The 11,740-nt window shown below is 66.5% G+C and carries 15 protein-coding genes; 13 read left to right on the forward strand and 2 right to left on the reverse strand.

Annotation, left to right across the window (positions count from 1 at the left end; translation table 11 throughout):
• Nucleotides 1-5: 5 nt before the first annotated feature.
• The 6 genes from sdhA to BLW83_RS05250 all read left to right on the forward strand — a co-directional run bounded on the left by sdhA (nucleotide 6) and on the right by BLW83_RS05250 (nucleotide 5,509).
• On the forward strand, nucleotides 6-1,808 hold the full coding sequence (sdhA, locus tag BLW83_RS05225) for a succinate dehydrogenase flavoprotein subunit (protein WP_090846350.1): 1,803 nt from the start codon (nucleotides 6-8) through the stop codon (nucleotides 1,806-1,808).
• A complete protein-coding gene (locus BLW83_RS05230; protein ID WP_090846352.1) occupies nucleotides 1,808-2,155 on the forward strand; it encodes a hypothetical protein in 348 nt (115 codons plus the stop codon). The genes sdhA and BLW83_RS05230 overlap by 1 nt, the downstream gene beginning before the upstream one ends.
• Nucleotides 2,155-2,484, forward strand: a complete 330-nt coding sequence (locus BLW83_RS05235) for a hypothetical protein (protein ID WP_090846354.1) — start codon at nucleotides 2,155-2,157, stop codon at nucleotides 2,482-2,484. Before BLW83_RS05230 ends, BLW83_RS05235 begins: the two co-directional genes overlap by 1 nt.
• A gap of 153 nt (nucleotides 2,485-2,637) precedes the next feature.
• A complete protein-coding gene (locus BLW83_RS05240; protein WP_090846356.1) occupies nucleotides 2,638-4,314 on the forward strand; it encodes a glycosyltransferase family 2 protein in 1,677 nt (558 codons plus the stop codon).
• 43 nt (nucleotides 4,315-4,357) lie between these two features.
• The gene (locus BLW83_RS05245; RefSeq protein WP_090846358.1) at nucleotides 4,358-5,137 is read left to right on the forward strand and encodes a succinate dehydrogenase iron-sulfur subunit; all 780 of its coding nucleotides are present in this window, start codon (nucleotides 4,358-4,360) and stop codon (nucleotides 5,135-5,137) included.
• A 180-nt stretch (nucleotides 5,138-5,317) separates the two neighbouring features.
• The gene (locus BLW83_RS05250; RefSeq protein ID WP_090846360.1) at nucleotides 5,318-5,509 is read left to right on the forward strand and encodes a hypothetical protein; all 192 of its coding nucleotides are present in this window, start codon (nucleotides 5,318-5,320) and stop codon (nucleotides 5,507-5,509) included.
• Nucleotides 5,510-5,653: 144 nt separating this feature from the next.
• On the opposite strand, the gene BLW83_RS05255 is transcribed toward BLW83_RS05250, so the two are convergent.
• Nucleotides 5,654-6,013, reverse strand: a complete 360-nt coding sequence (locus BLW83_RS05255; RefSeq protein ID WP_090846362.1) for an ArsR/SmtB family transcription factor — start codon at nucleotides 6,011-6,013, stop codon at nucleotides 5,654-5,656.
• Between the two features lie 229 nt (nucleotides 6,014-6,242).
• Between BLW83_RS05255 and BLW83_RS05260 the strand changes: the two genes are divergently transcribed.
• The 5 genes from BLW83_RS05260 (at nucleotide 6,243) to BLW83_RS05280 (ending at nucleotide 8,935) form a co-directional block, all read left to right on the forward strand.
• On the forward strand, nucleotides 6,243-6,608 hold the full coding sequence (locus tag BLW83_RS05260) for an AtpZ/AtpI family protein (RefSeq protein ID WP_090846364.1): 366 nt from the start codon (nucleotides 6,243-6,245) through the stop codon (nucleotides 6,606-6,608).
• Nucleotides 6,609-6,610: 2 nt separating this feature from the next.
• Nucleotides 6,611-7,357: a F0F1 ATP synthase subunit A gene (locus BLW83_RS05265; protein ID WP_245728643.1), complete on the forward strand. Its 747-nt coding sequence runs from the start codon at nucleotides 6,611-6,613 to the stop codon at nucleotides 7,355-7,357.
• 50 nt (nucleotides 7,358-7,407) lie between these two features.
• Nucleotides 7,408-7,650 carry a F0F1 ATP synthase subunit C gene (locus BLW83_RS05270; RefSeq protein WP_090846367.1) on the forward strand — a complete coding sequence of 81 codons (243 nt, stop codon included), beginning with the start codon at nucleotides 7,408-7,410 and terminating at the stop codon, nucleotides 7,648-7,650.
• Between the two features lie 77 nt (nucleotides 7,651-7,727).
• Nucleotides 7,728-8,378 carry a F0F1 ATP synthase subunit B' gene (locus BLW83_RS05275; RefSeq protein WP_090846369.1) on the forward strand — a complete coding sequence of 217 codons (651 nt, stop codon included), beginning with the start codon at nucleotides 7,728-7,730 and terminating at the stop codon, nucleotides 8,376-8,378.
• Nucleotides 8,375-8,935: a F0F1 ATP synthase subunit B gene (locus BLW83_RS05280; RefSeq protein ID WP_090846373.1), complete on the forward strand. Its 561-nt coding sequence runs from the start codon at nucleotides 8,375-8,377 to the stop codon at nucleotides 8,933-8,935. The genes BLW83_RS05275 and BLW83_RS05280 overlap by 4 nt, the downstream gene beginning before the upstream one ends.
• Before the next feature lie 102 nt (nucleotides 8,936-9,037).
• Here BLW83_RS05280 and BLW83_RS05285 read toward each other — a convergent pair whose 3' ends face one another.
• Nucleotides 9,038-9,700, reverse strand: coding sequence for a YiaD family glycine zipper/OmpA-like lipoprotein (locus tag BLW83_RS05285; protein ID WP_090846375.1), 663 nt, complete (start codon nucleotides 9,698-9,700; stop codon nucleotides 9,038-9,040).
• Nucleotides 9,701-9,960: 260 nt separating this feature from the next.
• On the opposite strand from BLW83_RS05285, the gene nth reads away from it, so the two are divergent.
• Together nth and BLW83_RS05295 are read left to right on the forward strand one after the other, a co-directional pair.
• Nucleotides 9,961-10,614: an endonuclease III gene (gene nth, locus BLW83_RS05290; RefSeq protein ID WP_425433940.1), complete on the forward strand. Its 654-nt coding sequence runs from the start codon at nucleotides 9,961-9,963 to the stop codon at nucleotides 10,612-10,614.
• Nucleotides 10,615-10,681: 67 nt separating this feature from the next.
• Nucleotides 10,682-11,668 carry an adenosine kinase gene (locus tag BLW83_RS05295; protein ID WP_177172495.1) on the forward strand — a complete coding sequence of 329 codons (987 nt, stop codon included), beginning with the start codon at nucleotides 10,682-10,684 and terminating at the stop codon, nucleotides 11,666-11,668.
• Nucleotides 11,669-11,740 lie beyond the last annotated feature (72 nt).

The following is an 11,740-nucleotide window of genomic DNA, read 5'->3' on the forward strand; positions in this document are numbered from 1 at the left end:
TTCCCATGTCCGCATACGAATACCAGACGCATGATTACGACGTGGTGGTGGTCGGCGCCGGCGGCGCGGGACTGCGCGCCACGCTGGGCATGGCCGAGCAGGGGTTCAAGACCGCCTGCGTGACCAAGGTTTTCCCGACCCGCAGCCACACCGTCGCGGCGCAGGGCGGCATCGCCGCCAGCCTGTCCAACATGGGCCCCGACAACTGGCAGTGGCACATGTATGACACCGTCAAGGGCTCGGACTGGCTGGGCGACACCGACGCCATGGAATACCTGGCGCGCGAGGCCCCCAAGGCCGTCTATGAGCTGGAACATTACGGCGTGCCGTTTTCGCGCACCGAAGAGGGCAAGATCTATCAGCGCCCCTTTGGCGGCCACACCACCGAGTTCGGCGAAGGCCCGCCCGTGCAGCGCACCTGCGCCGCCGCCGACCGCACCGGCCACGCCATCCTGCACACGCTTTACGGCCAGAGCCTCAAGGAAAAGGCCGAGTTCTTCATCGAATATTTCGCCATCGACCTGGTGATCACTGACGGCGCCTGCACCGGCGTTGTGTGCTGGAAACTGGACGACGGCACCATCCATGTCTTCAACGCGAAAATGGTGGTGCTGGCGACCGGCGGCTACGGCCGCGCCTATTTCAGCGCGACCAGCGCCCATACCTGCACCGGCGACGGTGGCGGCATGGTGGCGCGCGCGGGCCTGCCCTTGCAGGACATGGAATTCGTGCAGTTCCACCCGACCGGCATCTACGGCTCGGGCTGCCTGATCACCGAGGGCGCGCGCGGCGAGGGCGGTTATCTGACCAACTCGGAAGGCGAGCGGTTCATGGAACGCTACGCGCCGACCTATAAGGATCTGGCGTCGCGCGACGTGGTCAGCCGCTGCATCACCATCGAGATCCGCGAGGGCCGCGGGGTGGGCGAGCACAAGGACCACATGTTCCTGAACCTGCAACATCTGCCGCCCGAGGCGCTGGCCGAACGTCTGCCCGGTATCTCGGAATCGGCGCGGATCTTTGCCGGGGTGGATGTCACCAAGGAACCGATCCCGATCCTGCCGACCGTGCATTACAACATGGGCGGGGTGCCGACGAACTATTGGGGCGAGGTGCTGAACCCGACGCAGGGCGAACCCGACCGCGTCTTCCCCGGGCTGATGGCGGTGGGCGAGGCCGGCTGCGCATCCGTTCACGGGGCGAACCGGCTTGGCTCGAACAGCCTGATCGACCTGGTGGTGTTCGGCCGCGCCGCGGCAATCCGCGCGGGTCAGGTGATCGACCGCAAGGCCGCGATCCCGGCGACCAACACGGCCGAGGTCGACCGCGCGCTGGACCGTTTCGACGCGCTGCGCCACGCCAAGGGCGGCACGCCCACGGCCGAGCTGCGCAACGAGATGCAGCGCACCATGCAGGCCGACGCGGCGGTGTTCCGCACCGACAAGACCCTGGCCGAAGGGGTCGAGAACATGACCCGGATCGCCGCCAAGCTTGACGATCTGCACGTCACCGACCGCAGCCTGATCTGGAACAGCGACCTGATGGAAACGCTGGAACTGACCAACCTGATGCCCAACGCCCTGGCGACCATCGTCGCCGCCGAGGCGCGCAAGGAAAGCCGCGGCGCCCACGCGCATGAGGACTATCCTGAGCGGGATGACGCCAACTGGCGCAAGCATTCGCTTGCATGGGTGGATGGAAATGACGTCAAACTGGCCTATCGGCCCGTCCACCTCGACCCGCTGACCGCGCCCGAGGAAGGGGGGATCGATCCTGTGAAGATCGCACCGAAAGCGAGGGTCTATTGATGCGCATTTCCATTCTTCCCGCCTTGGCCGCGGCCGCCGTTCTGGCCGGCTGCGTGGCGGTTCCGCCGACCGGGCCGATCGTGACCGCGCCGACGGCGCCGATCGTGACGCCCCCGGTCCAGCCCAGCAACGCGGTGGCGCGGCAGGTAGTCAGCTCTGAAATGGCGCGCCGGCTGCCCGGCCGCAATGTCGCGCCGCTGACCGATTGCGTGATGCAGAACGCGACCATGGCCGAACTGGCCGACATCGCCTCGTTGCAGGGTCAGTCGGGGGCCGCGGGTGCGGTCGCCGCGATCGTGTCGCGGCCCGCGACCGCGCAATGCATCCAGCGCGCGGCAGTCGCCTGATGAAGACGCGCGCGCATCTTGCGGCGGCGATGCTGCTGGGCGCGGCGGCGGTGGCGGGCTGCGCGCAGCAGCAAGTTTCCGTCGAGCAGGCCGAAAAGATCTGCCTTGCGGCCGCGTATGATGCCGCGTCCGGCCCCCGCGGCAATGTCGCGGTGGGCGTCGGCGGTGGCCGGCACTGGAGCAGTTCGGGCGTCGGGGTCAGCGTCTCGATGCCGATGGACCAGCTGATGCGCCGCGACCCCGCCGATGCCTTTGCCCAATGCGTCAAACAGCGCTCGGGCCAGTTGCCGACCCGCCCGCTGTATGAGCAGCCGGGCTGGAGGGGCTGAGGTGATGCGGCCCGCCGATTTCACATCCGGCGCAATGGATCGCGCGCCCGTCGCCGTTGGCGCCAAGCGGTCCGCGCGGGATGTGGCCGGCGCAATGTGCCACGGGCTTTTGCCGGTGTGCGGAGATTGCCGGTGAAGGACGGGCAGGCACCTATGGCGGCCGAAAAGGACCGCCCCGTCGCGGTCCCGGGCACCTATCTGTTCACGGCCGTCCGGAACGAGGCGCCTTTCCTGATCGAATGGATCGCCTATCACAAGGTGATCGGGTTCGAGAATATCATCGTCGCGGCCAATCCCTCGACGGATGGAACGGATGAATTGCTGGCTGCATTGGCCGAGGCGGGGGAAATCACGTTTGTCCCCCATGACCCGCCAGAGGGGGTCGGCCCGCAGCGCCATGCCGCCAGGCTGGCGAACGAGCGACAGCTGATCCCCGACGGGGCTTGGGCGAGTTGGCTGGATGCGGACGAGTTTTTGAACGTAAAATGTGGCAATGGCCGGCTGGAAGCGCTGATTGACGAGATTGGCCGTCGTGTCTGCATTCTTGTCCCTTGGCGCATTTTCGGTGACGGGGGGAACAAGACGTTTCAAGGGCGTCACCTGTCGGAAAGCTTCATCTTGGCATCCGCAGATGACTTTCCCCATAATCGTGAGGTAAAGTCTTTCTTCCGAAAGGGAAACGGGATTGTCGGGCTTTCCGTTCGCGGCATAAATCGCCCATTGCTTTCGGGCGATCCCGGGCTGGGCAAAGATTCGGTCATGACCGGGTCAGGGGCGGTGCTAAGTAATTCCGACATCAACAATCGCTGGCTCTCGGGCCGGGATTTCGCAAAAACGCGTCGGATTGACGAATCCGAGCATGGTTATTCCATTGCTCAAATCAATCATTACAGTATCAGGACCGCCGAACATTATCTGCTGAAGCGGATGCGCGGGCGCGGATACGAAGGTCACTCTGAAGGAGAGGCCAATACGCGGCATACGGCCGAGACCTATCACGAATACAACCGCAACGAATGCGAAGATCGCAGCATCCTGCGCTGGGAGGCTCAGACCGGGCGGGAAATGGACCGGATGCTGGCAATTCCCGCGGTCGGGCGGGCTTACGACCAGGCCATGGACAAAGTGCGGGCTGAAATCGCCCGACTACCGGCCGAAAAGCTGGCCGAATTGCGCACCCTGCCGGCACGCCCGGCAAAAGCCCGGCCCGCAGCCGATCCGGAAACAAGGCCCCCTGTCGCTGGCGCAGAAACCAGCTTCAAGCTGACCCTGCCCGACGACGCCGCTGAGGCGCTGCGCGGTGCCTATGCAGCCGCGCAGGTGGTGCTGGAATATGGCAGCGGCGGCTCGACCTTCCTTGCGCTGGATGCTGGGGTGGGCTTTGTCGCCAGCGTGGAAAGCGATGCGCAATGGGCCTTGGGCATCGGCGCGGCGCTGTCGGCGCGGTTTGCGCAGGGCCGCTTTCTGGTCCACCACGCCGATATCGGCCCGACGAAAGCATGGGGCCAGCCCGCCGACCGCAGCGGGTTCCGGCGCTATCATCTTTACGCCACGGAAATCTGGGACCACCCGCAATTCCGCCACCCCGACGTGGTGCTGATCGACGGGCGGTTCCGCGTGGCGTGTTTCCTGACCACGATGATCCGCTGCACCCGTCCGGTGACGGTGCTGTTCGACGACTACATCGACCGGCATTCCTATCACTGGATCGAGGAGCTGTTCCCGGTTCAGGACATGGCCGGGCGGATGGCCCGGTTCACTGTGGCGCCGCGCGCTCTGCCCCCCGAATACCTGACGCGGTTCGCCGCCGCATTCACCGATCCGCGTTGAGATCCAGCCAAGTTGAGGGCTGACGCCCCGAAAGGATAGCCAGATGGTCCAGCTTACCCTTCCTCAGAACAGCCGTATCCGGGTCGGCAAGACCTGGCCCAAGCCCGAGGGCGCGACCAGGCTGCGCCGCTTCAACATCTATCGCTGGGATCCCGACACCGGCGAAAACCCGCGGCTGGACAGCTACTGGATCGACGAGGCCAAATGCGGCCCGATGATTCTGGACGCGCTGATCAAGATCAAGACCGAGATCGACCCGACCCTGACCTTTCGCCGCTCGTGCCGCGAGGGGATCTGTGGATCCTGCGCGATGAACATCGGCGGCGGCAACCATCTGGCCTGTATCCATGGCATGGACGAGGTGGACGGCGACGTGAACATCTATCCGCTGCCGCATATGCCCGTGGTCAAGGATCTGATCCCCGACCTGACGCATTTCTACGCCCAGCACGCTGCGGTGCATCCCTATCTGATCACCGAGACGCCGACCCCGAACGAGGAATGGCGCCAGTCGATCGAGGACCGCAAGAAGCTGGACGGGCTGTATGAATGCATTCTGTGCGCCTGCTGCTCGACCGCCTGCCCGTCCTACTGGTGGAACGCCGACCGCTACATGGGTCCGGCCGCCCTGCTGCATGCCTATCGCTGGATCGTCGATTCGCGCGACGAGGCCACGGGCGAGCGGCTGGACGAGCTGGAAGACCCGTTCAAGGTCTATCGCTGCCACGCGATCATGAACTGCACCAACACCTGCCCCAAGGGGCTGAACCCGGCCAAGGCCATTGCCGAGATCAAGCATCTGATGGTTGACCGGATGGTGTGATCGCAAATTGTGATCACAATTGTGCCATAGTGACGCAGGCCGCCCCCACGGGCGGCCTTTTCCGTTGGATTTTATCGAGATTACGCGAATTTTATCGAAATGACCCGGCGTCACCCCCATGGCGGATGCTGCACTGCGGCATTAGATGGGGATCGGGAGGACACCATCTTTCCTTAGGTGATGACCATGACGAAAGAACTGTCGCAAGTTGAACGCCCGCAGGGGCTGATGGCCGATCTGGCCTTTGTGACCCGCTCGGTGCGGCAGCTGCCCAATCGGCGGGCGCTGGCGGTGCTGGACCAGATGTATGCCTATCACGATGCCGAAGCGCCGGTGGGCGCGGCGGAAACCGCCTTTGATACGGCTGCCTGAAACCGGCTGGACAAGATCCGGCTGGACAGGGTGCCGGCTGCAAGGCTGGGGGCGCCAGCCCGCATCGTTTCACAATCCCGCATGAACCGGGGCCGGGCAACCGGCCCTTTTTCATTTGGCGGTCATTCGGCGGCCCACGGGGGGTCAGTCGGGGGTCTCGGCCGACCCGGCCTCGTCGTCGCCCAGCTCTGCCGCCAGGAACCGCTCGAAATCGTCAAGGTCCAGCGGGTCCAGCTGACCAAAGCCCCGCATCCACACCGTTGCGGCGCGCATCCCCTCGGGGTCGAGCTTGCACCAGATGATCCGCCCGCGCCGTTCCTGCCGGATCAGCCCCGCCCCCGCCAGCGTCGCCAGATGTTTTGAAATCGCCGCCAGGCTGATCCCAAAGGGCGCGGCCACGTCCGTCACCGCCATGTCGTCTTCGAGCAGCATCGACAGGATCGCCCGCCGCGTCGGATCGGCAAGTGCGGCAAAGATCAGGTCGAGATCGCGAGCGGGCGTCATGGGGCCTTGGGGGCTGGGGCAGGGGGCACGGCCCTGAATCGCAGGCATCCGGGCAATGTTCAACCACCCGGTTGAATGACGAACCGATGCCGAAGCGCCGGAAATTCACGGCCTAGTCAAGTGGCGCCGCCGATAAATCAAGCGCAGCCAAAGGGTTGCGCCGGGGGCCGCCGCGGTTGACTCGGGCGCGGGCAGTGCCTATCAGCACCGCAACGCATGAGGGCGGGACATGCAGCAGGACGGCGACGACAGCGGCCAGCAGGCCCGGGACGCCGAAAGGCTGCGGGCATTGGAAGAACGTCTGGCACAGGCCGGGCGTGACGACAGGCTTGCTCCGCCCGGCATGGATAAATTCGCCCACGCCAACCAGGCGTGGAGGATGGTGATCGAGCTTGTGGCCGGATTGGGTGTCGGTTTCGGCATCGGCTATGGGCTGGACCGGGCACTGGGCACCACGCCGGTGCTGATGGTGCTGTTCATCTTCCTCGGCTTTGCGGCCGGCATTAAGACGATGCTGCGGACCGCCGCCGAGATGGGCGGCCCGCCGGTGCAGGCCAAGCCGGGCGACGATCCGGCAAAGGACGAGAGGGACTGATCGTGGCGACAGAAGAAAGCACGGGCCTGGTGTTCCACCCGATGGACCAGTTCATCGTCCGTCCGCTTTTCGGCGACGGTCCGGTGCATTGGTATACCCCCAGCAACGTGACGCTGTGGCTGGCGCTGGCGGTGCTGGCGGTGTGGCTGCTGTTCGTCGTGGGCACCTCGGGGCGGGCGCTGATCCCGTCGCGCATCCAGTCGATGGCGGAACTGACCTACGGCATGGTCCACAAGATGATCGAGGACGTGTCGGGCAAAGAGGGGCTGCGCTATTTCCCCTATGTCTTCACGCTGTTCTGCTTTATCCTGTTCGCCAACATGCTGGGGCTGCTGCCCAAGTCGTTCACCACCACCTCGCATATCGCCGTGACCGGCGTGCTGGCGCTGCTGGTGTTTCTGGGTGTCACCATCCTGGGCTTTGTCCGCAACGGCGCGCATTTCCTGGGGCTGTTCTGGGTGTCCTCGGCGCCCTTGGCGCTGCGCCCGGTGCTGGCGGTGATCGAGGTGATTTCCTACTTTGTCCGCCCGGTCAGCCACTCGATCCGTCTTGCCGGCAACCTGCTGGCCGGCCACGCGGTCATCAAGGTGTTCGCCGCCTTTGCCGCCATCACGGTGATCGCGCCGATCTCGATCCTGGCCATCGTCGGCATGTTCGCGTTCGAGATCATGGTGGCCGTGATCCAGGCCTATGTCTTCACCATCCTGACCTGCGTCTATCTGAAAGACGCGCTGCATCCGGCGCACTGACGCCGGCAGGACCAGAATTTCCACCGTTTCCAAGCCTCAAGGAGCATATCATGGAAAACGTCGCGACCTACGCCGAACTGGGCAAGTATCTGGGTGCCGGTCTGGCCTGCATCGGCATGGCGGGCGCCGCCATCGGTGTGGGCAACGTCGCCGGCAACTACCTGTCGGGCGCGCTGCGTAATCCCTCGGCCGCCGCGTCGCAGACCGCGATGCTGTTCATCGGCATGGCCTTTGCCGAAGCTCTGGGCATCTTCTCGTTCCTCGTCGCGCTGCTGCTGCTGTTCGCGGCCTGATCCCGACGCCACTCCTTGCTTTTGGGTGGGGCCGTTCGCGCCCCGCCCGATTGCCAACCGCAGGCCAGGGATAGGATATGTTCAGCCTTTTGCAGCAGACCGCCCCCGCCGCGGTCGATCAGACCATCATCATGGTGCCCGCCGACCAGACCGCCGAGGTGGTCGTGGCGGAAACCGAAACCATCGTCGTCACCGGCACTGATGCCGCTGCCGACGCCGCCGCATCCGCGGTTGGTATGCCGCAGCTCGACTTTGCGACCTTCGGCAACCAGATTTTCTGGCTGGTGGTGGCGCTGGCCGCCATCTACCTGATCCTGTCGCGCGTCGCACTGCCCCGGATCGGCCGCATTCTGGGCGACCGGCAGGGGCTGATGACCGCCGATCTGGCCGCGGCCGAGGATTTCAAGCGCAAGGCACGCGAGGCCGAGGCCGCCTATGACCGCGCCCTGGCCGAAGCGCGCGCCGAGGCCGGCAAGATCGTCGCCGCCAACAAGGCGGAAATCGACGCCGAGCTGAAAGCCGCCATCGCCCACGCCGACGCCGAGATCGCCGCCCGCACCGCCGAATCCGAACGCCGCATCGGCGAGATCCGCGAATCCGCCGCCACCGACGCCCGCAACGTGGCGCGCGAGGTCGCGGCCGAGCTGGTCTCGACCTTTGGGGGCAAGCCGGATTCCGGGGCCATCGACGCCGCCGTGGACAGCCGCATCAAGGGAGCCGTGCAATGACCGCCCGTTTGATCGCCATTCCGGCCGCGCTGCTTGCCTCGCCCGCGCTGGCCGCCTCGGGGCCGTTCTTTTCGCTGCGCAACACCGATTTCATCGTCACGCTGTCGTTCCTCGCGTTCATCGGGATCCTGCTTTATTTCAAGATCCCGGCCGCGATCGGCAAGCTGCTGGACAAGCGCGCCGACGGCATCAAGGCCGACATCGCCGAGGCCCGCCGCCTGCGCGACGAGGCCCAGGACATCTATGCCAGCTATGAACGCCGGCAGCGCGAGGTCCACACCCAGGCCGATGAAATCGTCGCCAACGCAAGGCGCGAGGCCGTGGCGCAGGCCGAAAAGGCCAAGCTCGACCTGCAAAAATCGATCGAGCGCCGGCTGGCCGCTGCGCAGGACCAGATCGCCGCGGCCGAGGGCGATGCCGTCCGCGCCGTCCGCGATCGCGCCGTGCAGGTTGCCATGTCCGCCGCGACCGAACTGCTGGGCGCGCAGATGGATGCGGGCGCACGCAGCGCCGGCATCGACCGCGCCATCGACGACGTGGGCCGTCACCTGAACTGACCCGCGGCCCGCAAGGCCCTTGGCAAGGCCCCCCGCCGCAAGGCCCAATGAAAAATCCCCGGTGTCGCCACCGGGGATTTCCTGTTTGCGGCGCGCCTTGCCTTAACGGTTCGGGCGGATGATGATTTCCACCCGGCGGTTCTGCGCCCGCCCCGCGGCGGTGTCGTTCGAGGCGATGGGCTGGCTCATCCCCATGCCGGCGATGGCGATGCGGTTGGACGAGACCCCGCCCGCGGTCAGCACATTGGCCACCGAACGGGCACGGCGCTGCGACAGGTCGACGTTATAGGCGGCGGTGCCGGTCGAATCGGTGTGGCCGATCACCTGGATGGTCGAGTTCGGATATTGCTGCAGGTTGCGCGCTACCACATAGAGGTCGTTCTGCGCCGGGCCCGAAATCGCCGCGCTGTCGAAGCCGAACAGCACGCTTTCCGGCAGGGTCACGTTCACCGTCTGCCCGGTGTTGGTCACCCTCACGCCGGGGGTGGTCATCTGGCTTTGCAGCGACCGCGCCTGCGCATCCAGCACTGCGCCCACGCCTGCGCCGGCAAGCCCGCCCAGGATTGCGCCCCGCGCGACGTCGCGGCCGCGGTCGTTGCCGTCCTTGTCGCGCACCGCGCCATAGATCGCACCGGCGGCCGCGCCGGTCAGCGCGCCGGTCTGGGTGCGGCTTGCCGGCTGTCCGTAGCCATAGGGGTCGGTGGCGCAGGCGCTCAGCGCGGTCGCCCCCAGCACGGCGACGATAAGGGAAACTCGGCGGTTCATCTGTTCTGTCCTTTCACAAGCCAACCGGCGGCAGGGTGTCCCATACCTCCTGATCCATCCGGTGCCGAACGGCGCAAGCCTTGCAGAAGTTCCGGGGCATCGCCATGGGAACTCACTGAAACCCTGTCACAAATCCTCGATTGCACCGTGGGCTTGCGCCCCGGCGCCGGCGCGGGCATCACCGGGGCATGGCCACAGAAGCTTCGCCCAAGGCGCCCGCCCGCAAGCCCCGCCCCGCTGCCGCGACGCCGCCGGCGCGGGTGGGGCCGCCGCTCGACTATGGGCAGCAGGTGGCGATCTTCTCGATCCTGGCGGCGGCGAACCCCCGGCCCACGACCGAGCTGCAGTATCGCGACGCCTTCACCCTGCTGGTGGCGGTGGCGCTGTCGGCGCAGGCGACCGACGTGGGCGTGAACAAGGCCACGCCCGCGCTGTTCGACGCCGCCCCCACCCCGCAGGCCATGGTGGAGCTGGGGGTCGAGGGCGTGACCGAGCATATCAAGACCATCGGGCTGTTCCGGCAAAAGGCCCGCAACCTGATCGCGATGTCGCAGCGGCTGGTCGAGGTCTATGACGGCAAGGTGCCTTCGTCCCGCGCGGCGCTGATGACCCTGCCCGGGGTGGGGCGCAAGACCGCCAATGTGGTGCTGAACACGATCTGGCGGGTGCCGGCGCAGGCGGTGGACACGCATATCTTCCGCGTCGGCAACCGCACCCGCATCGCCCCCGGCCGCTCTGAGGCCGAGGTCGAGCGCGCGATCGAGGACAACGTGCCCGCCGAGTTCCAGCAGGACGCGCATCACTGGCTGATCCTGCACGGCCGCTATATCTGTCAGGCCCGACGCCCGCGCTGCCCGATCTGCCCGATCCGCGAGCTGTGCCCGTATGAGCCCAAGACCACCGATCCCGTCTGATTTCCGTGGCTTGCCCTTGGCGGTCGCAGCGGGTTTAAGCGGCCGGATAGTGATTTGAGGGTTGGACATGGCATATCGGGTGATCGGCATCGGCAATGCGGTGATGGACGTGATCGCGCCGGTCACCGACGCGGTGCTGGATGAGCTGGGCATTGCCCGCGGCGTCATGGCGCTGGTCGAGCGCGACCGGTCCGAACAGTTGATGGCAGCCGCCACCGGCGCGCGGCTGGTGCCGGGCGGATCGGTCGCCAACACCATGGCCGGGCTGGGGCGGCTGGGGCTGTCCACCGCCTGTATCGGCCGGGTCGCCGACGACGATCTGGGCCGCGCCTATGTCCGGCAGACCGTGGCCGAAGGCAGCGATTTCGTGAATCCGCCGGTGGCGGGGGCGGGGCTGCCGACCTCGCGCTCGATCATCTTCGTGACGCCGGACGGCGAGCGTTCGATGAACACCTGGCTGGGGATCTCGGCGGAGCTCGACGAAAGCGACGTGGACGAGGCGTTGTTCACCGACGGTTGCTGGCTGTTTCTGGAAGGCTATCTGTTCGACAAGGACAAGGGCAAGGCCGCGTTCCACAAGGCCGCGCAGGCGGCACGGGCGGCGGGCGGGCAGGCCGGCATCGCGCTGAGCGACCCGTTCTGCGTGGACCGCCACCGCGAAGATTTCCGCCGGCTGGTGGCGGGGCCGATGGATTACGTCATCGGCAATGTGCATGAATGGCTGGCGCTGTATCAGGTCGCGGATCTTGACGAGGCGCTGCGGCTGGCCGCCGCCGACTGCGGCACGGTGGTCTGCACCCGCTCGGGCGAGGACGCGATCCTGATCCGCGGGGATGAACGGGCGATGGCGCCGGTCCATGCGGTCACCCCGGTCGATGCCACCGGCGCCGGCGACCAGTTCGCCGCCGGGTTGATCCATGGGCTGGTGACCGGCCGCCCGCTTGCCGTCGCCGGCCGCATGGGCTGCATCGCCGCGGCCGAGGTGATCTCTCACGTTGGGGCCCGGCCTCAGGCGGATGTGCTGGCGCTGTTCCGGGCCGAAGGGCTGGTCTGAGGGGTTTGGGCGGATTTTCTGCGCGCCATAAAGCCCGCCGCCAGGCACTGTGACCACGCCGCTGCGACCCCG

It is taken from the genome of Paracoccus alkenifer (assembly GCF_900108405.1).
Classification (GTDB): Bacteria; Pseudomonadota; Alphaproteobacteria; order Rhodobacterales; family Rhodobacteraceae; genus Paracoccus; species Paracoccus alkenifer.

Coding starts and splice junctions, on each gene's coding strand:
- BLW83_RS05245 (WP_090846358.1), top strand. CDS start 4,358: ATGGTCCAGCTTACCCTTCCTCAGAACAGCCGTATCCGGGTCGGCAAG.
- BLW83_RS05240 (WP_090846356.1), top strand. CDS start 2,638: ATGGCGGCCGAAAAGGACCGCCCCGTCGCGGTCCCGGGCACCTATCTG.
- BLW83_RS05275 (WP_090846369.1), top strand. CDS start 7,728: ATGTTCAGCCTTTTGCAGCAGACCGCCCCCGCCGCGGTCGATCAGACC.
- BLW83_RS05230 (WP_090846352.1), top strand. CDS start 1,808: ATGCGCATTTCCATTCTTCCCGCCTTGGCCGCGGCCGCCGTTCTGGCC.
- BLW83_RS05255 (WP_090846362.1), bottom strand. CDS start 6,013: ATGACGCCCGCTCGCGATCTCGACCTGATCTTTGCCGCACTTGCCGAT.
- BLW83_RS05260 (WP_090846364.1), top strand. CDS start 6,243: ATGCAGCAGGACGGCGACGACAGCGGCCAGCAGGCCCGGGACGCCGAA.
- BLW83_RS05270 (WP_090846367.1), top strand. CDS start 7,408: ATGGAAAACGTCGCGACCTACGCCGAACTGGGCAAGTATCTGGGTGCC.
- sdhA (WP_090846350.1), top strand. CDS start 6: ATGTCCGCATACGAATACCAGACGCATGATTACGACGTGGTGGTGGTC.
- BLW83_RS05285 (WP_090846375.1), bottom strand. CDS start 9,700: ATGAACCGCCGAGTTTCCCTTATCGTCGCCGTGCTGGGGGCGACCGCG.
- BLW83_RS05295 (WP_177172495.1), top strand. CDS start 10,682: ATGGCATATCGGGTGATCGGCATCGGCAATGCGGTGATGGACGTGATC.
- BLW83_RS05235 (WP_090846354.1), top strand. CDS start 2,155: ATGAAGACGCGCGCGCATCTTGCGGCGGCGATGCTGCTGGGCGCGGCG.
- BLW83_RS05250 (WP_090846360.1), top strand. CDS start 5,318: ATGACCATGACGAAAGAACTGTCGCAAGTTGAACGCCCGCAGGGGCTG.
- BLW83_RS05280 (WP_090846373.1), top strand. CDS start 8,375: ATGACCGCCCGTTTGATCGCCATTCCGGCCGCGCTGCTTGCCTCGCCC.